This window comes from Streptomyces sp. NPDC016845, assembly GCF_044332585.1.
GTDB lineage: Bacteria > Actinomycetota > Actinomycetes > Streptomycetales > Streptomycetaceae > Streptomyces.
In genome coordinates this window covers 60,303-86,442 of record NZ_JBIRPI010000026.1, presented here as the reverse complement: position 1 = coordinate 86,442, position 26,140 = coordinate 60,303, and the positions used below count along the sequence as shown (strand labels likewise).

Below are 26,140 nucleotides of genomic sequence, written 5' to 3'. Positions count from 1 at the left end.
ACAACCAACCCGCCCCCATCGGCATCCCCGGACACGCCCTCCTCGGCGGCATCTGCCTCGCCCGCAACTACCACAACCGACCCCAACTCACCACCCAACGCTTCACCCCCAACCCCCTCCACATTCTCGAAGACCCCCGCACCTACCACACCGGCGACCTCGTCACCCGGCGCCCCGACGGCACCCTCGAATTCATCGGCCGCATCGACAACCAGATCAAACTCCGCGGCTACCGCATCGAACTCGGCGAAATCGAAAACGCCCTCCACACCCACCCCCACATCCACACCACCACCGTCACCGTCCGAGAAGACACCCCCGGCAACAAACAACTCACCGCATACATCGTCACGAACAAGCCGGTCGACAACGACGCCCTGCGCGCCCACCTCCGGCAGCAGCTCCCGGACTACATGGTCCCGGCCACCTACGTGACCCTCGACCAACTGCCGCTCACCCCCAACGGCAAGGTCGACACCAAAGCCCTCCCCGCCCCCGGTTCGGAACGCCCCGACCTCGCCAACGCCTACACCGCCCCGCGTACCGACATCGAGCGCACCCTGGCGGCCGTGTGGACGGACGTCCTCGGCATCGAGACCGTCGGCGTCCACGACAACTTCTTCGAGCTCGGCGGGCAGTCGATCAGCGCGGTGCGGCTGGTGTCGCGGATCCGGGAGGCCGGGCTGCCCGTCGCCCTCCAGCAGATCATGCGGCATCCGACAGTGGCCGGTCTGGCCGCCGTGCTGGACGCACCGGAGGTGAAGCCCGGGACCGGACCCGGCGGGCTGGTCGTCCTGCTCTCGTCCGAGGACGACCCCGCCCTGCCCCGGCTGTTCTGCGTGCATCCCGGAGGCGGCAGCACCCATCCGTACCGCGGACTCGCGCAGCGCCTGGCCGGAGCGTTCACCGTGTACGGGGTCCAGGCACCGGGGCTGAACGAGGGTGAGTCGCCGCTCGTCGGCTTCGAGGCGATCGCGGAACGGTACTGGCGGGAGATCCGCCGGGTGCAGCCGGAGGGCCCGTGCACGATCCTCGGCTGGTCGACCGGCGCGGTGATCGCGCACGCTATGGGGGTGCGTGACCCGCAGTCGGTGGCCGCCCTGCTGCTGCTGGAGCCGGCGGTCACCGGGGACGACCAAGAGGACCGGTTCCAGCGGCACGCCGAGGTGTACCGCCGGGTGAACGACCTCTGGCGGCTGGGTCAGGACCAGACCGGCGAGCAACGGAGCGCCACAGAGCGGGAGATGAAGCGCCTGGCTCCGGAGATGAACATCGAGGAGTCGGCGATCACGCTCGACGAGTGGCTGCCCTACGCCGTCCTGGAGGCCGAGGTGCGCTCACTAGCCGCCTACCGGCCCGAGGGCTCGGCGGCTCCCGCGACCTTGTTCGTCAGCGACACGGTGCGGCATGGCAGTGGCGACGAGGTGCCGCAGGGCCGGTACGTCGCTCACTGGATGGGGCTCTACCCGCTGGGCCTGGACATCCGCCCGATGCCGGGTCGCCACATGGAGATGGTCAAGGGCGAGGAGCAGTTGTCCGTGGTGGCCGCGGCGGTACGGGAGGCCGTGACGGAGGGCGCCGGCCGCGAGGCCGGGGTGCTGTTGTCGGCCTGACAGGTACCAGCACAGCACAGAGCCGCCCCCCGCTCACGCGGGGGGCGGCTCTGTGCTGCCAGTGTCCCAAGGGCCGGTAGGAGCCGGACCGGTGGTCACGCTGCTCCGGCCGGACCCCGTTACGCATGACGACGGCGAACAGTGCCCGCGCTGTAAGGGCGAACCCTTCCTCCGCCTCGAGCGGTGCCGTCGCTGCCACATGCCCGGCGCCCGCGCACCGGAACTGCCCGGCGGCGGCAAGCGCTGCCATCCCCTCCGGTCCGTACACGCGGAAACGCCCCGGTCCCGGGTCCTCCGATGGGAGCGGAGGGAACCCGGGACCGGGGCGAAGAGGGGTCGACGCGCGGTGGTCAGTTCACCAGCGGGTCAGCTCGGGGAAGAAGTGGGGAATCTCGGTGGCGCGGCCGGTGTCCAGGGCGGTCCGGTAGATGTGGCAGCCGACCGCCAGGTCCAGGACGCCGAGGCCGAACGGGGAGAAGACGGTCGGGCGGTCGCGGTCGAGGGCGACCGTGCCGCGCAGGACGTCGGCGAGGGTGCCGTCGATGAAGTCGCGGGTGCCGTACTCCGTCTCGGTGAGGTGGGGGGAGGTCCGGGCTTTCAGGCAGTGGTCGATGTCGTCCAGGATGTTGTGGCACTTGACCATGACGGTGGGGTGGATGTCGCGCAGGGACAGGTTCAGGATGAGCTGGTCCGGCATCAGGGTCTGGCCGTCCGCGAGCCAGGGCTCCGGCGCGGTGGTGGCGAGGACCACCAGGTCGGCGGTGGCCAGGGCCGCGTCGATCTCGGAGACGGCTCTGGCCTGCCATCCGTGGTTGTCGGCGGTGTAGGCGGCGAACTTCTCGGCGTACGCGTCGACGTGGTCGTGGACGAGGCACTCGCGGACGTTGAGTCCACGGGCGGCGAGGAAGTCGGAGACCGTGCGGCCGATGATGCCGGCGCCGACGAAGAGGACCGTGCGGGGCGCCTCGTCGGGGGCCAGGGTCTCGACGGCGAGCGCGGCGGAGGCGGCCGTGCGGGCGGCGCTGATGAGGGACGCTTCGAGGCAGGCGAAGGGGTATCCGGTCTCCGCGTCGTTGAGGAGCAGGGCGGCGGAGGCGCGGGGCAGGTTCTGCCGCACGTTCTCCGGGTAGCTGGCGATCCACTTCAGGCCGGAGACGGGTGCCTCGCCGCCGAGGTGGGCGGGGAGGGCGATGATGCGGGCGCCGGGGTTGTCGGGGAAGCGGAGGAAGTAGCTGTCGGGGTTCACGGTGGCGCCGCGGCTGTGCTGGAGATAGGTGTCCCGCACGATCTCCAGGATCTCCGACGGCGCGGAGGTGATGACGTCCTGGGCGACAGTGCCGTCGATCACGTGAAAAGTCGACATGCGTGGGTGCCTTTCGCAGGTGGGAGGGGTGCGGGACGGTGATCAGGCGAGGACGCCGAGGTGCTGGCCCACCCAGGCGTCGTTGTAAACCGTGCCGAGGTAGCGTTCGCCGAGGTCGGGTGAGATGGCGGCGATGCGGGAGCCGGCGGGGAACGCGTCGGCGCACTGGCGGATCGCGGCCAGGACGGATCCGGTGGACCCGCCGACCAGGAGCCCGTGGGTGCGGGCGAGCAGCCGGCACTCGTGCACCGCGTCCTCCTCCGCGACGAGGACGACCTCGTCGGCGAGGCCGGGTTCGAAGAGTTCTGGGACGCGGCTGGCGCCGAGGCCCGGAATGCGGCGGGGTCCGGGCGGGGCTCCGAAGATGATCGAGCCGAGGGCGTCGACGGCGACGATCCGGGTGTCCGGCGAGTACTCGCGCAGGTAGCGGGAGCAGCCGACGAAGGTTCCGGTGGAGCCCGCGCCGACGAACAGGTAGTCGATGTGCTGGAGTTCCTTGAGCAGGGTGCGCGCGGTCTGCTCGTAGTGGGCCCGGGGGTTGGCCGGGTTGGCGTACTGGTTGAGCCACACCATGGAGGGGTCGGTCTCGACGCACCGCCGGATGTGGGCGATGCGGGACTGGAGGAAGCCGCCGCCCGCGTCGACGGTGTCCACGACGACGACCTCGGCGCCGAGGGCGCGCATGTGCTCGATGCTGGTGGCGTTGGTGTTGGGGTCGACCACGCAGGTGAAGGGGTATCCCTTGGTGGCGCAGATGGAGCTGAGGGCGATGCCGAGGTTTCCGGAGGACGACTCGATGACGCGGGCGCCGGGGGTGAGGACCCCGCGGTGCTCGGCGTCCTCGATGAGGCTCAGCGCCGTCTTGAGCTTGACCGAGCCGGCTGGGTTCAGCCCTTCGATCTTGAGGAAGACGTCGGCGCCGGGTACGACGCGGGCCAGCCGGACGAAGAGGTCGTCGGTGACCAGCTCGTAGGTGTGCTCGTAGATCATGACTCGGGCCTCCACAGGTCCTCGGGCCCGGTCTCGTCGGCCGCGTATCTGCCGAGCGAGCTGACGGCCATGCGCATCTCCAGGGCCATGGCGCCCAGGAGGCGTTCGAGTCCGTGGTCCGGGTCCTCGTCGGCGGCGACCAGGGCTGCGCGGCCGAGGCCGACGGCACGGGCGCCGAGGGCGAGCAGCTTGACGGCGCGGATGCCGTCCCAGACGCGTCCGCTGGCGAGCAGGGTGTGGCCGGCGGGGTCCACCCGGCGCAGGCACTCGGCGAGCGGCAGTCCGACGTGGCCGAGGAAGCCGGTGGGGGCCCAGCCGGTGCCGCCCTCGGCCCCGTCGACGGTGACGGCGTGGGCGCCCGCCTCCCAGGCGATGGCGGCGGCGCGGCCGACGTCCCGGCCGGGGAAGAGCTTCACCCAGCAGCGGGCGCGCGGGTAGTTGTTGCGCATGAGCTGGATCTGCCGGCGGAAGATCTCGTCGGTGTAGGTGCCGGGACTGGAGCAGCGCAGGACCGCTCCCCCGTCGGGGCCGAGGTGTTCGACGGCGTACTGTCCGTCGAGGTCGGCGGCGACCGTCTCGCTGATCATGGTGAGGCCGCCGAGGCCGGGCTTGGCGCCCTGGCCGACCTTCATCTCGAAGCCGAGGCGGCCGCTGGCGAGGAGTCCGGAGACGGCGGGGTCGCTGTAGACCTGGTTCCAGACCTCGGAGTCGGCGTCCTCGGTGCTCTGCTGGACGCAGACGCCGCCGACACCGTCGGGGAGTTCCTCGCAGTAGGCGAGGATGCGTTCGAGGAGGCCCTTGCGGTGGTCGTCGCCGCTGCTGCGGAAGCCGTTCATCGGGGCGACGTTCTCGCCGATGACCATGGGGATGCCGAGGCGTCCGGCCTGGCGGCTGAGGGCGAGAGAGGTCCCGGCGACGCGGGTGGAGCCGAGGGCCGACACGTACACGGGCACCGGGGCGTCGAAGCCGCCGAGGGCGGTGGTCAGGCGGACGTCGGAGTAGAGGGGTTCGCGGCCGAGGTCGATGAGTCTGGCGAGGCGGCCTGGCATGAAGACGGGCGGGGCCAGGCGCAGTGCGTCGATCTCGTCGCCCGGCTCGGGGGTGCCGCCGAAGACTGCGGTGCCGTAGCTGTCGGCCGGCGGGAAGACGGCGGCGGCTCCGTCACGGGCGCGGGCGCGGATGGCGTCCTCGGGCAGGCCGGGTGCGGTCAGGTACGTCACGGGGACACGACCCCCGCGAGCTTGGGGAAGGCCGTGGCCTGCCAGACGGAGTCGAGGCCCGCGACCCAGCGGGTGAGGCGTTCCAGGCCGATGCCGAAGCCGGCGCTGCGGGGGATGCCGTGGCGGGCGACGTCTAGGTACCAGGCGTACTTGGAGGGGTTCTCGCCGGTCTCCCGCATCCGGGTGACCAGGGTGGCGTACTCGTTCTCGCGCTCGCTGCCGCTGCACAGTTCGCCGCAGGACTCGGGGGCGATCAGGTCGAAGTTGAGCAGGGTGCCGGGCTCGGCGGGGCTCTCCTTGTCGTAGAAGCCGCGGGAGCCCTTGGGGTAGCCGACGATGAAGAACGGGGCGTCGGCCTGGCGGGAGATGCGCTCTTCGGCCTCCCACTCGATCTCCGTGCCGGCGGCCTGCGGGTAGCCGTCGGCGCGCAGGCGTTCGACGACCTCGCCGTGCGGGACGCGGGCGAAGGGCTCGGCGACGAAGCGGCGCAGGGTGTCGGGGTCCCGGCCGAGGACGGCGAGTTCGGCTGCGCACTCGTCGGCGACGGTGGTGACGGCGTGGCGGACGAGCCCTTCGGCGATGTCCATGGCGTCGTCGCGGGTGGCGCCGGAGTACTCGACGTCGATCTGCCGGAACTCGGAGAGGTGGCGGTGGGTGGAGCTGGTCTCCACCGGCTCCAGACGGACGTTGGGCGCGACCAGGAAGATCCGGTCGTAGGCCAGGAGGGACGCCTGCTTGTAGAGGATGGCGCTGGTCATCAGCTTGTAGCGGTGGCCGTAGTAGTCGACGTCCACCTGCTTGGCGCCGCGCGAGCCGGGGTCGGTGACGGGGCCGATGATCGGGTGCGCCATCTCCACCGCGTCGTCGCCGCGAAGGTAGGCGCGGGCGCCCGCGACCAGGGCCTGCTGTACGCGCAGGGCCGCCCTGGTGCGCGGGTCGCGCAGGTGTTCCAGCGGCGAGGGCAGGGCGGGAGCGGCGGCGAATGTCAGGGGGTGATCGATCTGGAGTGTCATGTCGGTCCTTGTCCGGTCGACGTACGGTTCACCGGCCCGGGAGGGCTTTGGAAGGGGGCAGTTGACGAGCGGTCAGCTCACTCGGGCCGGCGAGCCGGCGGGCCCGTCGTAGCGGGCCTTGACGTGCTGGAGCGCGCGCATCAGTCCCGACGAGGTCAGGCGTCGGGAGCGGTGCACGGTGGCGGCGGGGCCGAGCGGCAGCGATCCGGTGTCGGACCACTCGAGGCGGCCCTGCTCGCCGATGACGCTGCGGGTGCGGCCCGCGTTGTCGGGGTGCAGGCAGTAGGGGACGTCGAGGTAGCCGCGGGCGAAGGCCCGGACCAGGGCCTGCCCGAGATCGTCGTGCAGGCCGAGGACGGCCTCCACGAGGGCGCGGGCCTCCTCCTCGATGCCGGTGGACGGCGGCGGAGCGGTGCGCCGCGCGGAGAGTGCGGCGCTTGTCGCCGTCTCCAGCGCCGTGACGTTCTCGGCGATCGACGGGATGCGGGTGGCCTCGGCGGCCGTCTTGACGATGAGGCGCGCGGCTCCGGTCCGCACCGCGAGCCGGGCCGCGTCCGCGACGAGGGCGAGCGCGCCGGGTCTCGTCTCCGGGTAGACGCCCATGTAGGCGTAGACGACCACGTGCCAGGAGGTGTCCGCGAGGTGGTCGGCGGCCAGGGCGCGCAGGGCGTGGACGGCTTCCTCGTCCTGCGCCGCGCTGGTCTGCTGGGCGTAGCTCAGGGAGACGCTGTGCAGGCCGTTCTGCCGGAAGAACATTCCTTCCAGGACGGAGAGGGCGATGAGCAGCGACGGTGGGCAGAGCTGGCCCAGCATGCATCCGCCGAAGCTCTCCAGGTGCGGTTCGACACCGGACGCCCGGAGCGCGGCGAGCGTGCGGCACGCGTCGCGCCATGCCCGCACGGAGGTGGCGAGCGGGGTGCGGCCGTAGGGCAGGCAGTAGGAGACGGGGCCGCCCTCGGTGGCGTCGAGGCCGGCGTCGATCAGGGCGTCGACGATGCGGCCGGGCTGTGCGGAGCCGTGCCGGACCTGGACGGGAAAGTCCTCGCCGCGGACGCCGTCGAGCAGCCCGGTGGTGGTGGAGACGGGCATGCTCACCAGCGGGTAGCCGTTCAGCGGGTGTCCCTGGGCGGCGGCGCGGGCGGCGGCGGCGTAGTCACCGACGCGGGTGAAGCTGTCGAGGGTGAGGGTGCCGACGGTCGTGGCGTCGGCACCGCGGGTGGCGAGCAGGCCGGCGCGCATCCTGGCGGGGTCCGCGAAGCCCATACGGGGCTGGACGACGAGCGTGCCGGCGCGCGCGGCGGCGTCCATGAAGCGGTGGAACGCGCCACCGGGTGCGGAGCCCGTGAACGGTCCCGCGCCGACGGAGACAAGATCAGCGGGCGGCATGGGCGTGGACCCTTCCGTGCGCGCGCTGCGACAGGGAGTCGAGCAGGGCGAGCAGCCGCGGTACGGCGTTCGGCCCGGTCAGGACGGCGTCGAAACCGGCATCGGTGAGCTCGGGACGGGCGTCGGGGCCGGTGGCTCCCCGGGTGTCGAGCTTGCCGCCGATGACGAGCGGCACTTGAGCCAGGGCGGGCTCGGCGCGTACCGCGCGGGCCAGGGCCGGGGCCTCCTCCGCGCCGTGGCCGTTGACGGTGCTCACGACGATGAGGCCGGGGGGCCGCGCCGCGGACTCGGTGACCAGGGTGGAGACCGGGACACAGGCACCGAGGTTGGTGACCTCCCATCCCTGTTCCTCCAGGACGAGTTGGAGGAACAGCAGGTTCCAGGTGTGCGAGTCCGAGGGGATGGTGCTCAGGACCGCGTGGGGCGGGCTCTCCGAAGGCTGGTGACGCACGTACACGACCGGCTTTCCTCTCGACACCATAGGGGGCCGCGACCGTTGCGATCGGGCCGGTCATCCGGGCCTCGCCCGGCCTGATCGAGCCCTCGAAGTCGACGCCGCCTCAGGGGTGTTGGGCGGCACTTCGGTGAGCCGGCTCCAGACGTCCGGGCTGTCGGCGGGTGACGTCGTCCATCGTGGCCAGCGGTGTTCCCGCGCGGCACTGGGCACTTGTGGCCAGCCGCCGGGGCGTCACTTGTGCCCACTGGGGGCACCCTCGCCCACCTCCTAACGTGCTCATCGCGGACGTCTCGCCTTGGACCGCTTGTACCGCTTGTACCGCTGACAACGTGCTGACGATGGGGAGTGAACGGTGGCTGATCACCAGGTGGAAGAGTGGCGTCACGCGCTGGCGGGCCTGGAGCCGCTGGAGCTGCCGGCGGACCGCCGCCCGGCGAACGACGAGGCGGGGCCCTCGGACCGGGTCCTCTTCGGCGTGCCCGCCGTGACCGCGCGGGCGCTGTCCGCGGTGGCGTGCGAGCGGGGGACGCAACTCTCGGCGGTCCTGCTGACGGTGTTCCAGGCACTGCTCGCACGGCACGCCGGGCGGGGCGACGTCCCCGTGGTGGTGCGGGGCGAGGGCGGACGGGTGCTGGCGGTGCGCGGCCCCCACGGCGACCCGCCGTTCGAGGACGCGCTGGCCGGCGTCGCACACGCCATGGGAGCGCGCGGCGGACTGCCGTACGCGGCGCTCGCCGAGGCGGCCGACGGCGCGCTGGACGGTGCGCCCTGGTTCACGTGGCGCGATGCGGGTGACGAGCCGGCCGTGTGCGCACCGCAGGCGCAGGTCACTCTGGAGCTGGCCGCCGACGGTGATGTGCTGCGGGGTGTCCTGGGCTTCCGCACGGACCTCTTCGACCGGGCGACGGCGGAGCGCCTGGCGGACCACTTCGGGGTTCTCGCCAAGTCCGCAGCCGCGGCACCGGGGGCGCGGCTGGCCGCGCTGCGGATGCTGACGGCGGCGGAGCGGACGCGGATCCTCACCGAGTGGAACGGCCCCCGGTCCGCGTTCCCCGACACCTCGACCGTTCACCGCCTGGTCGAGGAGCGGGCTGCCCGGCAGCCGGACGCGGTCGCCCTGGAGCACGACGGCCGGCTCCTTTCCTACCGCGAGCTGGATGAGCGGGCGAACCGGCTCGCGCGCCACCTCGGCGGGCGGGGCGTCGGACCGGGCGCACTGGTCGCGGTGTGCCTGGACCACGGCCCGGACCTGGTGTGCGCTCTGCTCGGGGTGCTCAAGTCCGGTGCCGCGTACGTACCGTTGGACCCGTCGTACCCGGCTGAGCGGCTGCGCTACATGGTCGGCGACAGCGCCGCGCCCGTGGTGATCACCCAGTCGGGACACGCCGGTCTGTTCGCGCCGGGCTCCGAGCTGTTGCTCACCGACCGCGGCTGGCCGGACGGTGACGGCGCGGCCCCGGCGGTCGAGGTCGGGACGAACCCCGACGACCTGGCCTACGTCATCTACACCTCGGGCTCCACGGGCCGCCCCAAGGGCGTACGGGTGGCGCACCGGGGAGTCGTCAACTACCTGCACTGGTGCGACCGCAACTACCCGGCCGCGCCCGGCGCCGAGATCGGCTCACTGCTGTGCTCGTCAGCGGCGTTCGACCTGACGGTCACCGCCCTGTTCCTGCCGCTGGTGCAGGGGTTGCGGCTGGTCGTACCGGACCCCGGTCCGGGGCAGACGGTGTTCGACGCGGCCGTGGATCTCGTGGCGGCCGGCGCCCGGGTCAGCTTCCTCAAGGCGACCCCCTCCCATCTGGAACTGCTGGTCGGACGGCTGGAGCGGGAGGGTCTGCGGCACGCCGTCGCGACGGTGGTGGCGGGGGGCGAGGACCTCACGCCGGCGCTGACGTACCGGGTGCTTGCGAGCGGCGCGGTCGACACGGCCGTCGTCAACGAGTACGGGCCGACCGAGGCGACCGTGGGCAACGTGGTCAGCCGGACGGTCTCGGTGGACCCGGTGGCGGACCACGTGCCGATGGGCCGCGCGATCGACAACACCGAGGTGTTCGTGGTCGGCGCGCACGGCGAGGTCCAACCGGTGGGCGTGCCGGGCGAGTTGCTGATCGGCGGTGTGAACGTGGCCCTCGGCTACCTGGGGCGGCCGGACCTGACGGCGGAACGGTTCGTGCCCCACCCGTTCTCGGCGGACCCGGACGCCCGGGTGTACCGCACCGGGGACCTGGTGAAGTGGCTGCCGGACGGGCAGCTGGTCTACCTCGGCCGGATCGACGACCAGGTCAAGCTGCGCGGCCACCGGGTGGAGCTGGGCGAGGTCGAGAACGCCCTCCTTGCCCGGCCGGGTGTGGCGGCGGCGACCGTCGTGGTCCGCGAGGACGTCCCGGGCGACAAGCGCCTGGTGGCGTACCTGGTGCCGGCGGATGAGACCGGTCCGGCCGCGCCCGAGCTGCGCCGGGCCCTGTCGCGGGATCTGCCCGCGCACATGGTGCCCGCCCGGTACGTGACGCTGGAGCGGCTTCCTCTGACACCGAACGGAAAGGTCGACCGCAAGGCGCTGCCGGCGCCCGAGAGCGGGCGTCCGGATCTGACCACGGCGTACGCGGCGCCCCGGACCTCCACTCAGGTGGCCGTCGTCGGCATCTGGGCCGAGTTGCTGGGCGTGGAACCGGTGGGCATCGACGACGACTTCTTCGAGCTGGGCGGGCACTCGCTGCTTGCCGTCCGGGTCGCTTCCCGACTCCGCCGGGACCTGGGCGTACACGTTGCCCACCGCACTCTGTTCGAGGCACGGACCCCCGCGAGGCTGGCGGCCGCCCTCGACGCGCCCGGCATCCTCCGCGAGGCGACGGCGCCGCGCCCGGAGCGGCCCGCGGGACCGGTGCCGCTGTCGTTCGCCCAGCAACGCCTCTGGTTCCTGGACCAGCTGGATCCCGGTCGAGCCGAGTACGTGGTCCCGGCCGGGCTGCGGGTCACGGGGCCCTTCGCACCGGACGCGTTCGCGGCCGCGCTGACGGCTCTGGTCGCCCGGCACGAGATCCTGCGGACCCGGTTCGTGGCGGACGCCGCGGGCCGTCCGGTCCAGATCGTCGAGCCGCCGCGCGAGGTGACCGTCCAGGTGCACGACGCGAGGGGCCTCGGGGACGACGCGGCGCCCGGCATCCTGCGGGAGGCGGCGGGGCTGCCGTTCGACCTGGCGGCGGGAGCGCCGCTGCGGGCGGTGGCGGTGCGTGTCGCCGAAGAGGAGTGGCTCCTGCTTGTGGCGCTGCACCACATCGTCTCGGACGGCTGGTCGGAAGGCATCCTTGCGCGGGAGTTGCGGGAGTTGTACGGGGCGGTGGTCACGGGCCGTGACGCCGGTCTCGTCCCGCTGGAACTGCAGTACGCGGACTTCGCGGCCTGGCAGCGCGCGGCCTTGGAAGGCCCCGAGCTGGACGGACAGGCGCAGTACTGGCGCGAGCGGCTCGCCGGTCTCCAGCCGCTCGAACTGCCGACCGACAGGCGTCGGCCGGCCGAGCGTTCGGGCCGCGGTGACGAGGTCGCCTTCACCGTCCCCGCCGACACGGTCGACGCCGCCCGGCACATGGCGGCCGGACAGGGCGCCAGCCTGTTCATGTCGCTGCTCGCGGTGTTCCAGCTGCTCATGGCGGAGTACAGCGGGCAGGAGGACATCGCGGTCGGCACTCCGATCGCCGGCCGCAACCGGTCGGAGACCGAGGACCTGATCGGCTTCTTCGTCAACACCCTCGTGATGCGCACCGACCTGTCCGGCGATCCGAGCTTCGGTGACCTGCTCGACCGGGTCAGGGACACCGCGCTCGGCGCGTACGACCACCAGGATCTTCCTTTCGAGCGCCTGGTGGAGGAGCTGGCGCCGGAGCGGGACCTGTCCCGTACCCCCCTGTTCCAGACCATGTTCGTGCTCCAGAACACTCCGGACGGGAACGGGTGGGGCCTGCCGGGTCTCGGGGTCGAGCCGTTCGCGGTGCGGACGGAGGAGGCCAAGTTCGACCTGACCCTGTTCCTCACCGAGCGGCCCGACGGTTCGCTCGACGGGAGACTGGTCTTCGCCACGGACCTGTTCGACCCCGCGACGGCGGCCCGGCTGGCCGGTCACTTCACGACCCTGCTCGAAGGGGTGACAGCGGACCGGGGCCGGCGGCTCTCGGAGCTGGAGATGCTGACCGGGGCCGAGCGCGTCCGTGTGCTGGCCGAGTGGTCCGGGGTGGCGTCCCTGGGCCCGGACGCGGCCACGACGGCACACCGGCTCGTCGAGGAGCGTGTCGCGCGACTGCACGCCGTGACGGCGGTGTTGTCGGAGACCGGGGAGGTGACGTACCGGGAGCTGAACGAGCGGGCCAACCGCCTCGCGCGGCACCTGCGGACGCTCGGCGCCGGGGCCGGCCGGGTGGTCGCGGTGTGCCTGGAGCGCGGGCCCGACCAGATCGCCGCCCTGCTCGCGGCGCTGAAGTCGGGGGCCGCCTACCTTCCGTTGGACCCGGACCTTCCGGCCGACCGGCTCGCCTTCATGATCGAGGACTCCGGGGCGGCGCACGTGGTGACCGATGCCGCGCACGCGGCTCTGCTGCCCCGCACACCCCACCGCTTCCTCACCGACCGGGACTGGCCGCTGGTCCAGGATCTGGCGGCGCACGACCCGGAGCCCGCCGCGGCCCCGGACGACCTGGCCTACCTCATCTACACCAGCGGTTCGACCGGCCGCCCCAAGGGCGTCCAGATCGAGCACCGCAGCCTGGTCAACCTGATCCACTGGACGGTGGAGAGCTTCGGCGCGGCACCGGGCCGACGGGTCGCGCACCTCGCCGGTCTCGGTTTCGACGCCGCGGCGTGGGAGCTGTGGCCCGCGCTGGCGGCCGGCGCCACCGTGTGCGTCCCCGACGACACGGTGCGGCGCGCACCGGAGCTGCTCCAGCGCTGGCTGGCGGAGCGGCGGGTGCACGGCACATTCCTCTCCACGCCCATGCTGGAGGCGCTGGCCGCCCTGGACTGGTCGGAGCCGACCTCGCTGGCCTACGTCCTCACCGGCGGTGACGCGCTGCGCCTCCCCGCCGGGCTGCGGCTGCCGTTCCGCGTCGTCAACAACTACGGGCCGACCGAGTCGACGGTGGTCACGACCTCGGCCGAGGTGGAGCCGGGGGTGCCGGTGCCGCCGATCGGCCGGCCGGTGCGCAACACCGTCGTCCACGTCGTCGACCGGCATGACCGGCCCGTACCGATCGGCGTCGCGGGCGAACTCCTGGTCGGCGGTGCCGGGCTGGCGCGTGGCTACCAGGGGCTGCCGGAGCAGACCGCGGAGCGGTTCGTCACGGTGGAGGTCGACGGCTCGCCCCGGCGGGTCTACCGGACCGGGGACCGGGTGCGGTGGCTGCCCGACGGGCAACTGGAGTTCCTGGGGCGCCTCGACGACCAGGTGAAGCTGCGCGGTCACCGCATCGAGCCGGGTGAGATCGAGTCGGTGCTGCTGGCCGGCGACGACGTCGCGACCGCGTCCGTGATCCTTCGGGAGGACGTCCCGGGTGACAAGCGCCTGGTGGCGTACGTCGTACCGGACGGGCAGGCGCCGACCGCGGAGGGGCTGCGCGCCCGGCTCCGCCGTGACCTGCCCGCCTCCATGGTGCCCTCCGCGTTCGTCGTCCTCGACCGGCTGCCGCTCACCCCGAACGGCAAGGTGGACCGGCGAGCCCTGCCCGCGCCGGAGCCCCGCCCGGCCGAGCGGGGTGTCGCGCCGCGCACACCGGCCGAACGCGCGGTGGCCACGGCCTGGTCGCTGGTCCTCGGTACGGACGTCACCGGCGTCGACGACAACTTCTTCGAGCTGGGCGGTCACTCGCTCCTCGCCACCCAGGTCACCTCGCGGCTGCGGGCCTCGCTCGGCGTGGAGGTACCGGTACGGGCCCTGTTCGCGGCGCCCACGGTGGCCGGTCTCGCGGCCCTCGTCGCCGAGCTCGACACGCACGACCCGCACGGCCCGCACGACCCGCACGACACGGAGCGGATCACCCCCGTCGCGCGGACCGGCGGTCCGCTGCCCCTGAGCTCCGCCCAGCAGCGGCTGTGGTTCCTGGACCAGCTGGAGCCGGGGCGCGCCGAGTACGTCGTACCGTTCGCGCTGCACGTCCGTGGCGTACTCGACATAGCGGCCCTGGACACCGCGCTCACCTCGGTGGTGGCGCGGCACGAGGTCCTGCGGACCCGCTTCGTCCCCCAGGACGGTGAACCCGGTCAGGTCGTGGATCCCGCGGCACCGGTGGGCACGGCCGTCCACGACCTGCGTCACGTCGCCGATCCGGAGACACGACTCGCCGAGGCACGGCGGTTCGCGGAGGCCGAGGCCGGTCGCCCGTTCGATCTGGCGACGGGTCCGCTGGTGCGGGCGCATCTGGTGCGGCTCGCCGACGACGAGGCGTTCCTCCTGCTGTCGGTGCACCACATCGCGGCCGACGGATGGTCGGAGGGGATCCTGGCACGGGAGCTGCGCGAGGGGTACCGGGCGGCCGCGGCCGGGGTGGAACCGGCCGGTCTGCCCGAACTGCCGCTCCAGTACGCGGACTTCTCCGTGTGGCAACGTGAGCGGCTGGCCGGCGGCGTGCTGACGGACCAGCTGGCGTACTGGCGCGACCGGCTCGCCGGGGTGGAGCCTCTGGAGCTCCCGGGCGACCACCGGCGCCCGGCGGGACCGCCCGAAGGCGGCGGCTCCACCGTGGCGTTCGAGGTACCTTCCGAGGTCGCCGCACGCCTGCGGGCGCTGGCGACGGCGAACGGCGCCAGCATGTACATGGTGCTCCTGGCGGTGTTCCAGGTGCTCCTCGCGAAGTACAGCAGGCAGGACGACATCACGGTCGGCAGCCCCATCGCCGGCCGCAACCGCGCCGAGACCGAGGACCTGATCGGCTTCTTCGTCAACACCCTCGTGATGCGCACCGACCTGTCCGGCGATCCCGCGTTCACCGAGCTGCTCGACCGGGTCAAGGACACCGCGCTCGGCGCCTACGACCACCAGGACCTCCCCTTCGAGCGCCTGGTGGAGGAGCTGGCACCCGACCGCGACCCGTCGCGCAACCCGCTGTTCCAGACCCTGTTCGCGCTCCAGAACACCCCGGCCGGCCACCTCTGGACCCTTCCCGGTGTCGAGGTGGAGCCGTTCGCCGTGACGCCGCCCGACGCCAAGTTCGACCTGAGTCTGATCATGTCCGAGGATCCGGCCGGCGGTCTGCGCGCGACGCTGGAGTACCGCACCGACCTCTTCCGCCAGGACACCGTCGAGCGGCTCGCCGGCCACCTGGGCACGCTCCTCGAGACGGTCGCCGGAGCTCCTGGATCCCGCCTTTCGCAGCTGTGCCTGCTCACGCAGGCGGAGCGGCAGACGACACTCGTCGAGTGGAACGACACCGCCACCGCCTTTCCGGACGGTGCCACCCTGCACGGCCTCTTCGAGGAGCGGGCGGCCCGGCAGCCGGACACCGTGGCCGTCGAATCGGCGGAGGCCACGCTCACCTACGGCGAACTGAACGCGCGCGCCAACCGCATCGCCCACCACCTGCGGACCCGGTACGACGTACGGCCGGACATGCCTGTCGCGGTGTGCCTGGGCCGTGGCGCCGACCTGGTGACGGCGGAGCTCGCGGTGCTCAAAGCCGGGGCGGCGTATGTGCCCCTGGACCCGGAGTACCCCGTCGAGCGGCTGGCCTACATGGTGCGCGACACGCGGACCCCGGTCGTCCTCACCGACACCGCGCGGGCGGACCGGCTCCCGTCCGGTGCACCGCTGTTGTTCCTCGACGAGTGCGACGCCGAAGGGGGACCGCTGGACGGCGTGCCGGTCACCGACCCGGAGCCCGCCGCCGGGCCGCACAACCTGGCCTATCTCATCTACACCAGCGGCTCGACCGGCCGTCCCAAGGGGGTCCAGGTCGAGCACCGCAGCCTGGTCAACCTGATCCACTGGACCGTCGCCGAGTACGGACTCGAGCCGGGCCGGCGGATCGGGCTGCTCGCCGGGGTCGGGTTCGACGCGGCGGCGTGGGAGCTGTGGCTCGGCCTCACCCGGGGTGCGACCTGCTGCGTCACCGGCGAGCGGGTCCGGCTCGCTCCGCATCTGCTGCGGGACTGGCTGAACGAGCAGCGCATCCACGCCACGTTCCTGTCGACACCGATGCTGGAGTCGCTGGCGGCGCTCGACTGGAACCCGGACACCACCCTCGACTACGTACTGACCGGCGGCGACCGGCTGCGCATGCCGCCGCTCGCCCGGCTGCCGTTCCGGGTGGTCAACAACTACGGCCCGACGGAGACCACGGTCATCGTCACGTCCACCGTGTGCGTCCCCGGGGACACCGTTCCGCCGATCGGCCGGCCGGTCGCCAACACCCGGTGCTTCGTGGTGGACCAGCACGGCGCTCAGCAGCCCGTCGGGGTTCCCGGTGAGCTCCTGGTCGGTGGCGTCCAGGTGGCGCGCGGCTACCTGGGGCGGCCCGACCTCACCGAGGAACGATTCGTCCCGTTCGAGACCCGGGAGGTGAGCGGCCGGGTGTACCGCACCGGCGACCTCGTGCGGTGGCAGGAGGACGGACAGCTGGAGTTCCTGCGCCGGATCGACCACCAGGTCAAGATCCGCGGCAACCGCATCGAACTGGGCGAGGTCGAGGCCAACCTGCTCACCCACCCGGGTGTCGGCGAGGTGTCCGTGATCGTCCGTGAGGACGTGCCCGGCGACAAGCGCCTTGTGGCCTATCTGGTGGCCGCCGGGCCCGACGCCCCGAGCATCACCGAGCTGCACACGCATCTCGGACGCCACCTGCCCGACTACATGATCCCGGCGGGGTTCGTGCTCCTCGAGCGGCTGCCGCTGACCGCCAACGGCAAGGTGGACCGGGCGGCACTGCCTGTCCCGGACGGCAGGCGGCCGGACCTCGGCACGTCGTACACGGCGCCCCGCAACACGGTCGAGCGGCACATCACGGCCGTCTGGACGGAGCTTCTGGGCATCGAACGCGTCGGCGTCCACGACAACTTCTTCCAGCTGGGCGGCCATTCGCTGCTCGCCACCCAGGTCGCGTCGAGGCTGCGCAAGGCCCTGCGGGTCGACGTACCGGTCCGGGCGGTCTTCGACCACCCGACCCCCGCCGAACTGGCGCAGAACATCGCGGATCTGATGATGGCCGCGATCAACGCGCAGTTCGCACCGGCCGGATGACGCAGCACGCCCCCACCGTCGTGGCCACGGTGGGGGCGTACGGCCGGGCCCACCACAGTGGCGAAGGTGGAGGCCTACGGCCGGGGTGGATCGCGTCAGGCCACGTCCTCGGCCTGGATACCGCCCTGGGCGATGGCCAGGGCGCCGAGCTGGAAGCGGCTCTGCGCGCCGAAGCGGTCGGTCAGTTTCTCGGAGAGCCGGCGGACCGTCCGCAGCGAGACGTCCATCCTGCGGGCGGCGGCCGCGTCGGTCAGGCCCTGCGCCCACAGCCGCAGCACGTGCTGCTCCTGGAGGGAGAGACCGCCGCGGGTACGGGGGCGCGCCTCGGTCAGCGGAAGCGCCTCCTTCCAGAGCCGGGTGAACAGGGCGGCGAACGCCTCGGTGACCGACTCGACGCCGCACACCATGGCGCCGACGACGGACCGGGCGGTGGCGACCGGGACCACGACATGGGTGCGGTCGCAGAGGATCATCCACGCGGGCAGCGAAGGCAGCGTACGGACGGATGCGACGCTGTCCTCCCTCCCCCGCACCCGGTCCATCACCTCGGGATCGTTGCGAACGCTCTCCAGGACGATCGCGCGGGATGCCGCGCCGCGCCGGCGCAGGATCTCGTCGACGGGCCCGGCGGACCCGGTGACGGACTCCGCGAGCCGTTCGGTGGGACCGACGGTCAGCCACTCCTGCTCGCACCCTTCGGCCAGTTCCGTGACGCGCCGCCACACGGCGTCCGCGCCGGCCAGCCACTCGACGCCGGGCATGCCGTCCCGGCCGCGGGCGTGCTCGGACAGCAGCCGGGTCACCTCAAGGCGGCTGTCCTCCACCTGGAGCCGGTGGCGGGCGAGTTCGTCCTGCTCCCGGGCGAGCATCGCGGCCAGGCCCACCTCCGGGGCGACGGGCCGCCAGCCGGAGGCGGTGTCCCCGGGCACCACGAGCAAGAGGGCCGACAACCCCTCAAGCCGCTCCCTGACCGTCTCCTCGTCCTCCTTCAGCCGCTCCGCCAACTCGGATACTCCGGCGCCGGGCAGGTCGACCATGGCGAGATAGACGCTCCGTGCGAGGGGGTCGATACCCAGAGAGGTCCGCATTCCTTCACTCCTGTTGTCTCGGCTGTACGGCACCTGGTGGTCGGTCACGCATCGAGTCGGACGACGTTCGACGGGTCGCGGCACGCTCTCGTACCGCTGCCTGGTCATCGACCGGACATCAGTAGACGGGGAGCCCGGCCCGTGGGGGATGCGGGCCGACCACCCAAGTTGTGGGGCGGTGCTCCGAACCGCGCGCGGCTCCCCGCACGACGGCACCCGTCCCGGGCGGGCGGTTCACGGAGTCCCCGGACACCGGCCGCTCCCGTGCTGCCGCGCGAGGGCGACGGGGTGGGTGGAGAAGGTCCGAAGCCACGCCCGCAGCCGCCCGCCGGGGCACCCGCTCCGTGCGCGCGGGCGGCCCGGCGACGGGAAGGACGTACCTCAGGAACGAGCTGCCACGGTGTGCCGCGCGCCACGGAGGCATCTGGGTACGCGCTCTGACCTGCGGTTGCGCCCTTCGGCCCCGCGAGCTCGGGCCGCCTGGCCCAAGGGGCTGCGCGAGCGCCCCCACCCACCGGCGGGGGCGCTCGGAGAATATGGGGGATGCTCCCCCATGTGGGGGTCGCGCGGTGTCTGGGAGGTTCTTCCCGTGACCGAGACAGCCGCACCCACGACGCCCCGAAGCGCGCACCTGCCGCTCGCCTGGTGGGCCCCCGCGCTCACCCTCAGCGAGCGCGTCGCCGCCCCCGGACGTCCCGCGGCGTCAGCCACGACCGTCCTGTCCGGCCGTGCCCCGTGGGCGGCCGGGGACACGGCGGGCTTCACGGCCCGGCTCGCCCACCTGGGCCTCGACGAACTCGCCGTCCGGACGCTCGTCGCCGAGGCACCGGAACACCTGGCGGCCCGCGCGGGCACTCCGCGCTGGGCCGACTACGTCGAAGAGGCCCTGCTCCACGCCGACACCGCCGCACACCCGGCGCTCGGCCACGACGCCACCGGGCCCGAGCTCTTCGCACCGGTCGTGGCACCGCTGGTGGTGCCCGCCTCGGCCGACCTCGACCGGCGCCTGGCGCCGCTCCCCCCGGCGGAACGGACCATGCTGCGCGCCTCGTTCGAGCAGTGGCTGCTGAGCCGGGTGGCGCGGCAGGCGGCCCGCACACTCGTCCGCGAACTCGACGGCGCCCGGCGTGCCGGACGGCTCCCCGGGGCCACGTCCCGCGATCGCTTCGCCTCCTTCCTCGCCGCCGGCGGCAGCGCGGACGGCCTGCGGGCGCTGTTCACCTCCTACCCGGTACTGGCCCGGCTCCTTGGCCAGGCCGCACTGGACGCCGCCGACGCCGTCGCCGAACTGGGCCTGCGGCTCCACAGCGACCGGGCGGAACTGGTGGCCGTCCTGCTCGCCGGCCGCGACCCCGGTCCGCTCACCCGCGTCGACCTGGGCCGCGGCGACGCCCACTGCGGCGGGCGCTCCGTGGCGGTCCTCGAGTTCGCGGACGGCTCGCGGGCGGTCTACAAGCCGCGCCCCCTCGGGCAGCACGCCCTCCTGGACGACCTGGCGCACTGGCTCACCGGGCGGGTCGCCGGCCTCGAACTGCGCACTCCGCGCACGGTGCGGCGACAGGAGCACGGCTGGCTCGAGTACATCGAGCACCGCTGGTGCGGCTCGATGTCCGAGGCGGACGCCTTCTACCGGCGCCAGGGCGCACTGCTGTCGCTGCTGTACGCGGTGGACGGCGCCGACATGCACTACGAGAACCTCATCGCCGCCGGGGACCAGCCCGTCCTGGTGGACGCCGAGACCCTGCTGCACACCGGGCTTCCGCAGGCCGCCACGGCGGGAGCGGACCCGGCCGCCGACGCCCTCCAGGCCTCCGTGCACCGCACGTGTCTGCTGCCCCACCTGCTGATCGGTGAGCACGGCGCGCTGGACATCTCCGCGCTCGGCCGCTCCGAGCAGGGCGCGTACCCCAGCGAGGGCCTGTGCTGGAAGGACAGCGGACTGGACACCATGCGGGTCGTGCGGGGCCCGGTGATCAGTCCCGCCGCGCAGAACCAGCCACTGCCCGCCGGGCACCGCCTCCAGGGCGCCGACCACCGCGCCGCGCTCCTTGACGGCTTCCGTACCACCTACGCCGCGATCCAAGCGCACGGCGACGAACTGACGGCGCCGGGCGGTCTGTTGGCCCGGCACGCGAAGAGCCCCGCACGGCTGATCGTCCGCTCCACACGGCTGTACTCCACGCTGCTGGAGGAGTCCACGCACCCGGCCCTGCTCGGCGACGCGCTCGCCCGGGACGCCGCGTTCGCGGTGCTGTGGACCGAGTCGGCGCACGACCCGGCGCGCGGCCGCCTTGTGGAGCACGAGACCGAGGACCTGTGGCGCGGGGACGTACCCCTGTTCGTCCACCGGCCGTCCGGAACGGAAGTACGGGCATCGGGTGGGACCTGGCTGCCCAACCTGCTGCCGATGGCGAGCATCGACGCGGTTCGCGCCAAGGTCGCCCGGATGGACGAGGTCGACTGCCGCAACCAGGAGTGGATCGTCGCGGCCGCGCTGGCGGCCCGCGAGGCGGGCTCCCCGCTGGTGCGGCCACGCTCCGAGCTGGTGGCGGCTCCCCTGCCGGCCGTGGTGCCCGAGCCGTCACGGCTGCTCGCCGCGGCCTGCGGGATCGCCGACGAGATCGCTGCCCGCGCCGTGCGGTCCGGCGGCCGGGCCAACTGGATCGGCCTGGAGCGCCTGCCCGGCGGTCACTGGTCGGTCCTGCCGATGGGGGCCGGACTCGGCCAGGGATACACCGGGGTCGCGCTCTTCCTCGCGCAGGCCGGGCTCCTCGCGGGAGCGGACCGCTACACGGCGCTCGCCCACGAGGCGGTGCAGCCGCTTCCGGCGCTGCTGAAGACGCTGGCCCACGACCCCGAACTGTGTGCCGTGGTGGGACCTGGGGCGTACGACGGGATCGGCGGCATCCTGTACGGCCTGATCCGGCTGTCGGCCCTGCTCGACGCGGACCTCGCGGACTCGCTGCCCGACGCGCTCACCGCACTCGAACACGCCGTGGCGGCCTGCCCGGACCCCTGGTTCGCGGACGGAGCCGCCGGGGCTCTGGCAGCGGCGGTCGCCGCTCATGAGGCCACGGGCGCGCACCGCGCCCTGGAACTGGCCGACGCGTTGGCGGACGCCTTGGCGGACGCGGCCGCGCAGGGCGGGGGCGCCGCGGGGTTCGCCGACGGAGCCGCGGGCATCGGCTGGGCGCTGTGGCGCCACGCGCACCACCGGACCGACGGGCGGCGCCGGGAGACGGCGGCCAGGCTGCTGCGTTCGGCCGCCGCCACGACCGGGACCGCCGCGCACGGTAGGTCGTGGACCACCGGCCTGCCCGGCATCGCCGCCGCGGCCGTGCACCTGCCGCGGTACGAGGCCGGGCTCGCCGCCCGGCTGTCCGCACTCGGCGACGGCTCTGATCTGAGCGCCGGCCTCGGCGCCTTCGGCGCCGTGGAGGCCCTGTCGGTCCTCGCAGGCCGTGGCGACGCCACCGCGTCCACCACCCTCACCCGCACCGGCGGCCGACTGCTCGCGGCGATCGAAGGCCAGCAGCACCGCTGCGCGACCCCTGACCAAGTACCGTCTCCCGGCATGCTGGCCGGTCTCGCCGGCATCGGGTACGGGCTGCTCCGCCTCTGCTCCCCCGACCATGTCCCCTCAGCGCTCCTGCTGGAGCACTCCCGTCCACCGAACCCGGCCACCACGCAGACCTGTTGAGGCCGAGCCGCACGACCGGCCGCTCCCCGTCCTCTTTCCCTCTCCGTCCCCTCCCGCTCACCCGGCACACCCCCCACGAAGGAGTTCCCTCATGGACCTGCGGAACCTGCACTCCGACCACGTCGCTCCCGTTTCCGCCGAGACCGACGCCGCCCCGGCCGCCGTCGAAGAGCAGGACGCCGCGGGCGGCATCACCCTCTCGGGCCGCAACCGCGCTTGCGCCCGCGCCCGCGTCCTGGCCGGAATGGTGCTCACCAGCGGCATCGTCATCACGCTGAGCTCGATCGACACCTCGGTGTCCGCTCCCAACTGACCTCCCCCGGCGGCCCGGCCGGCCCGGCGGGTCCGCCGGGCGGAGCGCAGCGGAAAGCCGAGGACCACCCCGCGCTTCCGGACAATCCGATTATGCTTGGAGATCATGCGCCTCCAAGCATCGTCTCTTGTCGGCCGGGATGCCCAACTGGGGCTGCTCGGACGCGCCTTGTCCGAAGCTCGGCAGGGCCGCGGTGGTGTGGTGTTCCTGGTGGGCGAAGCCGGGGTCGGCAAGTCCCGGCTGGCGGCCGAGGTCGTGGGCAGCGCGGTCGGGGCCGGGATGGGCGTCCTGCGGGGACGCAGCAGCACCACCGGCCCGGCGATTCCGTTCCGGCCGCTGACCGAGGCACTGATGTCGCTGTTCCGCACCGGTGAATCGCTGGACGACCTGTCCCTGGGGCCGTACAGACCGGTACTCGGACGGCTGATACCCGACTGGAACACCGGCGCGGGCGACAGCAGTTCCATAGTCATACTGGGTGAGGCCATCCTGCGCCTGCTGATGGCCACCGACCACGGCCGGGGCCGGCTCCTGGTCCTTGAGGATCTGCACGACGCCGACCCCGAGACGCTGGGCGTCCTCGAGTACCTCGTGGACAACCTGGAGTACAGCCCGGTCCTGCTGCTCGCCACCGCACGCACGGACTTCAGCGACGCCCTGGACCTCGCCCAGTCCGCCCGCCGGCGCGGCACGGCCTCGGTCCTCGAACTGTCACCACTGACCCGCCCCCAGGTCCTCGACCTGGTGGCGGGTCAGTTGGGCACCTCCCCACAGGATGTGCCCGCCGCGGTGCTCGAGCAGTTGTGGGAGGGCAGCGCGGGCAGCCCGTACCTCGTCGAGGAGTTGCTCCAGTCGATGATCGGCGCGGGCACCCTGGTGCAGGGACCGGGCGGCTGGCGAACGGTCGGTGACCCGCGGGGCGACGTCTCCTCCGCTCTCGCGCGGGGAATCCTGCGCCGCATCGACCGGCTGGGCACGGAGGGCCTGACGCTGCTGTCGGCGGCGGCCGTGCTGGGCAGGCGGTTCCCGCTCACCGTCCTCCAGCAGATGACGGGGGTCGACGACCGAGCGCTGCTCAGCCACCTCCAGGCCGGCGTCGCCGCCCGGCTCGTGGTTCCGGACGAGCCCGCCCCGGACTGGTACTCCTTTCGCCACTCCCCCACCGTGGAGGCGCTGTTCACCCAGCTGACGCCCGGCCAGCGGGCGGACCTGGCCCGTCAGGGCGCGGAGGCGGTGGAGAAACTGCACCCGCAGCTGCCCGGCGACTGGTGCGCGCTCGCCGCCGGCCTGCGGTCCGAGGCCGGCGAGGACGCGGCGGCCGGCAAACTCTTCGCGGAGGCGGGGCGGCGGGCCCTGACGGCGGGCGCGCTCGGCTCGGCGGTGACCCTGCTCAGCCGGGCCGAAACCCTGCTGGCGCGCGCCGGTGACCCGCAGGAGAGAGCGAGCGCGCTGGAACCACTGCTGCCCGCACTGGCCGAGTCCGGCGACTTCGACCGGGCCTTCGACCTGGTCGAGCATCTGCACGCCCTGGACAGCGCCGGGCTGGGCGCGTCCCGGCTGGCGATCCTGCACACCCGGCTGGCCAAGGTGGCGCACACGGCGGGACGCTGGAACGACGGGAACCAGCAGATCGACCGGGCCCGCGAGGTACTCGGGACGAACCCGGACCCCTCGGCGGCAGCGTCCGTCGACGTCACCGCCGCCTATCTCGCCCTGGACACCCCCGGCACCGACCGCACCCAGCAGGCGGAGAGACTCGCGCGCTCGGCGGCCGACGCCGCCGAACGCTACGCCCTGCCCGCGGTCGCCTGCCAGGCCTGGGAGCTGCTGGCGACCGTGGCCCGCGAGCAGGACCCGCAGGAGTCCCGGGCCATGCTGCAAAAGGCCCTGACCACGGCCGAGCGCCACCAGCTCCCGCTGCGGCGGATGTACGCCGCGACCCGTATCGGCGGCAACGACTGGCTGTCGGAAGGTGACACCGCCGGCCTGTTGTCCGCCCGGGAGGAGGCGCTGCGCCTGGGCTCGATCAACATCGTGCACACCGTCGACGGCATTCTCGTCCTGGACGCGGTGATGCGGGGCGCACGCGAGGAGACGCGTCAGGCCGCCGTCGAATGCCTGGCGATCGTCCGCCGGCTCCGACTCGCCCCGGCTGTCCGGTATCTCCTGATGTCACTGGCGTCGCTGGAGGCACACCGGGGCGACAGGCGGGCGATGGAGGAGGCCCTCGGCTCGTTCGCGGAATGGGAAGGGGCGGGTTCGCAGGAGGAGCCGCTCACGTTCGGCATGGCCCGCGCGTTCTGCGCCCTGATGGAGGAGGACCGCGGCCTGGCCCGGGAGGAACTGGGGGCGGTGTCGGCGCTGGAACGCCACAATCCCAGCACCTACCACCTCAGCGGCACGCACGGTGTGGGGGTGCTCCTTGACGTGCTGGCCGGGGACGCGGACCGCCCCCGGTACGAGGCGGTCGCCGAAACCGCGGCCGGACAGATGCGGTGGAACCGTCAGTTCGTCACGCTCGCGGACGCGGTCCTGCTCGGCAGGGAGGGGCAGGGCGAGCGGGCGGGCGAGCGCATCGACACGGCGCTGCGCGACGCCGCCGTGTATCCGAACGCCCTGCACCTGGGCCTGCGGCTGGTCGCGGACGCGGCGCTCGAGGACGGCTGGGGCGAGCCGGTCGCCTGGCTCAGGCGGGCCGAACACCATTTCCACGAGCAGGGGGTGCCGGCCGTCACGAACGCCTGCCGGGCCGCGCTGCGGCGGATCGGTGTCCCCGTGCATCAGCACCGCAGCGGCACGGATGGCATCCCCGAACATCTGCGGGCCCTCGGCGTCACCGTGCGCGAGTACGAGGCGTTCCGGCTCCTCGCCGACCGGCTGAGCAACAAGGACATCGCCGAGCGCCTCTTCATCTCGCCCCGCACGGTCGAGAAACACATCGCCAGCCTGATGAACAAGACGGGCGCGGCCAGTCGCGCGGACCTGTGCACGCGCTCCACTCAACTGCTGAAGCAGTGAGGCGGTGCCTGGCTCGTGTGGACGGCCGCGTCCTGATCGGCCGCGGGGGCTGTCAGCGTCGGGCGATGACGACGAAGGGCATGCGTCCGCTGATCGAAGTGGTGGAGTTGCGCAGCGGCTCGGTCGGGGGCATGGGGCCGTCGAGTGAGGTGGTGACGGAGACGGATACGGCCGCGGAGTGGAAGCGACCGCGCGGCGCGGTGAACTCCGGCGCCTCATTGCCGAATCGGAAGGCGTAGCCTTCGCCGGTGGCGGCCACCATGACCCTCGAGCGGGGCGGGGAGACCGTCTCCACCGGGGACGGTGCGGCCTGTCCGGGTGACCCGCTGGCCGCCCTGGCCCGGCTCGCCCGCACCGCGCGCGATGCCGGCGATCCGCTGCGCGCGGGCCAGGTCGTGCTGTCCGGCGCGCTCGGCCCGATGGTGCCCGCCGCGGCCGGGGACGTGTTCAGCGCCGAGATCACCGGTCCCGGCTCCGTCTCCGTCCGCTTCCACGCCTCCAGCGACTCCAGCGACTCCAGCGACTCCCGGAACGAAGGAGCCTCCGTATACAGACCAAGGTCGCCGTCATCGGCTCGGGCGACATCGGCACCGACCTGCTGATCAAGGTGCTCCGGCTCTCGGACACCCTGGAGAGGGGTGCGTCGGTCGGCATCGACCCCACCTCCGACGGACTCGCGCGCGCCGAGCGGCTCGGGATCCCGGTGACCGCCGAGGGCGTCCGGGGCCTGATCGGCATGGACGGCCTCGAGCGCCCGATGCA

General features: G+C 73.1%; 14 protein-coding genes and 1 pseudogene. 7 read left to right on the top strand and 8 right to left on the bottom strand.

From position 1 onward, the window contains the following. A partial coding sequence (locus ACH4RC_RS36755) for an alpha/beta fold hydrolase (RefSeq protein WP_398208577.1) occupies positions 1-1,613 on the top strand: 1,613 nt, incomplete at its 5' end. 355 nt (positions 1,614-1,968) lie between these two features. On the opposite strand, the gene sbnB is transcribed toward ACH4RC_RS36755, so the two are convergent. From sbnB to ACH4RC_RS36725, 6 genes are all read right to left on the bottom strand, one after another. Continuing rightward, complete coding sequence (sbnB, locus tag ACH4RC_RS36750; RefSeq protein ID WP_398208575.1) at positions 1,969-2,976, bottom strand: 2,3-diaminopropionate biosynthesis protein SbnB; 1,008 nt, start codon at positions 2,974-2,976, stop codon at positions 1,969-1,971. 42 nt (positions 2,977-3,018) lie between these two features. After that, positions 3,019-3,966, bottom strand: a complete 948-nt coding sequence (sbnA, locus tag ACH4RC_RS36745) for a 2,3-diaminopropionate biosynthesis protein SbnA (RefSeq protein ID WP_398208574.1) — start codon at positions 3,964-3,966, stop codon at positions 3,019-3,021. Next, positions 3,963-5,186, bottom strand: a complete 1,224-nt coding sequence (locus ACH4RC_RS36740; protein ID WP_398208572.1) for a glutamate synthase-related protein — start codon at positions 5,184-5,186, stop codon at positions 3,963-3,965. Before ACH4RC_RS36740 ends, sbnA begins: the two co-directional genes overlap by 4 nt. Further along, on the bottom strand, positions 5,183-6,199 hold the full coding sequence (locus ACH4RC_RS36735; protein WP_398208570.1) for an asparagine synthetase A: 1,017 nt from the start codon (positions 6,197-6,199) through the stop codon (positions 5,183-5,185). The genes ACH4RC_RS36740 and ACH4RC_RS36735 overlap by 4 nt, the downstream gene beginning before the upstream one ends. A gap of 72 nt (positions 6,200-6,271) precedes the next feature. Beyond that, the gene (locus ACH4RC_RS36730) at positions 6,272-7,585 is read right to left on the bottom strand and encodes a methylaspartate mutase (protein WP_398208568.1); all 1,314 of its coding nucleotides are present in this window, start codon (positions 7,583-7,585) and stop codon (positions 6,272-6,274) included. Continuing rightward, positions 7,572-8,042, bottom strand: coding sequence for a cobalamin B12-binding domain-containing protein (locus tag ACH4RC_RS36725; protein WP_398208567.1), 471 nt, complete (start codon positions 8,040-8,042; stop codon positions 7,572-7,574). Before ACH4RC_RS36725 ends, ACH4RC_RS36730 begins: the two co-directional genes overlap by 14 nt. Before the next feature lie 352 nt (positions 8,043-8,394). Between ACH4RC_RS36725 and ACH4RC_RS36720 the strand changes: the two genes are divergently transcribed. Continuing rightward, on the top strand, positions 8,395-17,259 hold the full coding sequence (locus tag ACH4RC_RS36720) for an amino acid adenylation domain-containing protein (RefSeq protein ID WP_398208566.1): 8,865 nt from the start codon (positions 8,395-8,397) through the stop codon (positions 17,257-17,259). A gap of 95 nt (positions 17,260-17,354) precedes the next feature. On the opposite strand, the gene ACH4RC_RS36715 is transcribed toward ACH4RC_RS36720, so the two are convergent. After that, entirely contained in the window at positions 17,355-18,347 is a 993-nt protein-coding gene (locus tag ACH4RC_RS36715) for a helix-turn-helix domain-containing protein (RefSeq protein WP_398208564.1), read from the bottom strand. 589 nt (positions 18,348-18,936) lie between these two features. Here ACH4RC_RS36715 and ACH4RC_RS36710 point away from each other — a divergent pair. The 3 genes from ACH4RC_RS36710 (at position 18,937) to ACH4RC_RS36700 (ending at position 25,378) form a co-directional block, all read left to right on the top strand. Then, positions 18,937-22,047, top strand: coding sequence for a type 2 lanthipeptide synthetase LanM family protein (locus ACH4RC_RS36710; protein WP_398208562.1), 3,111 nt, complete (start codon positions 18,937-18,939; stop codon positions 22,045-22,047). A 91-nt stretch (positions 22,048-22,138) separates the two neighbouring features. Then, on the top strand, positions 22,139-22,360 hold the full coding sequence (locus ACH4RC_RS36705; protein ID WP_398208560.1) for a hypothetical protein: 222 nt from the start codon (positions 22,139-22,141) through the stop codon (positions 22,358-22,360). A gap of 105 nt (positions 22,361-22,465) precedes the next feature. Further along, positions 22,466-25,378: an AAA family ATPase gene (locus ACH4RC_RS36700; RefSeq protein WP_398208559.1), complete on the top strand. Its 2,913-nt coding sequence runs from the start codon at positions 22,466-22,468 to the stop codon at positions 25,376-25,378. A gap of 52 nt (positions 25,379-25,430) precedes the next feature. Here ACH4RC_RS36700 and ACH4RC_RS36695 read toward each other — a convergent pair whose 3' ends face one another. Then, positions 25,431-25,640, bottom strand: a complete 210-nt coding sequence (locus ACH4RC_RS36695) for a hypothetical protein (RefSeq protein WP_398208558.1) — start codon at positions 25,638-25,640, stop codon at positions 25,431-25,433. Between ACH4RC_RS36695 and ACH4RC_RS36690 the strand changes: the two genes are divergently transcribed. Then, complete coding sequence (locus ACH4RC_RS36690) at positions 25,627-25,980, top strand: fumarylacetoacetate hydrolase family protein (RefSeq protein WP_398208557.1); 354 nt, start codon at positions 25,627-25,629, stop codon at positions 25,978-25,980. The two genes, ACH4RC_RS36695 and ACH4RC_RS36690, sit on opposite strands and share 14 nt — an antisense overlap. Then, positions 25,926-26,123, top strand: a pseudogene (locus ACH4RC_RS36685) (acetaldehyde dehydrogenase); the annotation flags it as partial. The gene ACH4RC_RS36690 and the pseudogene ACH4RC_RS36685, both read left to right, overlap by 55 nt. Between the last annotated feature and the right edge of the window lie 17 nt (positions 26,124-26,140).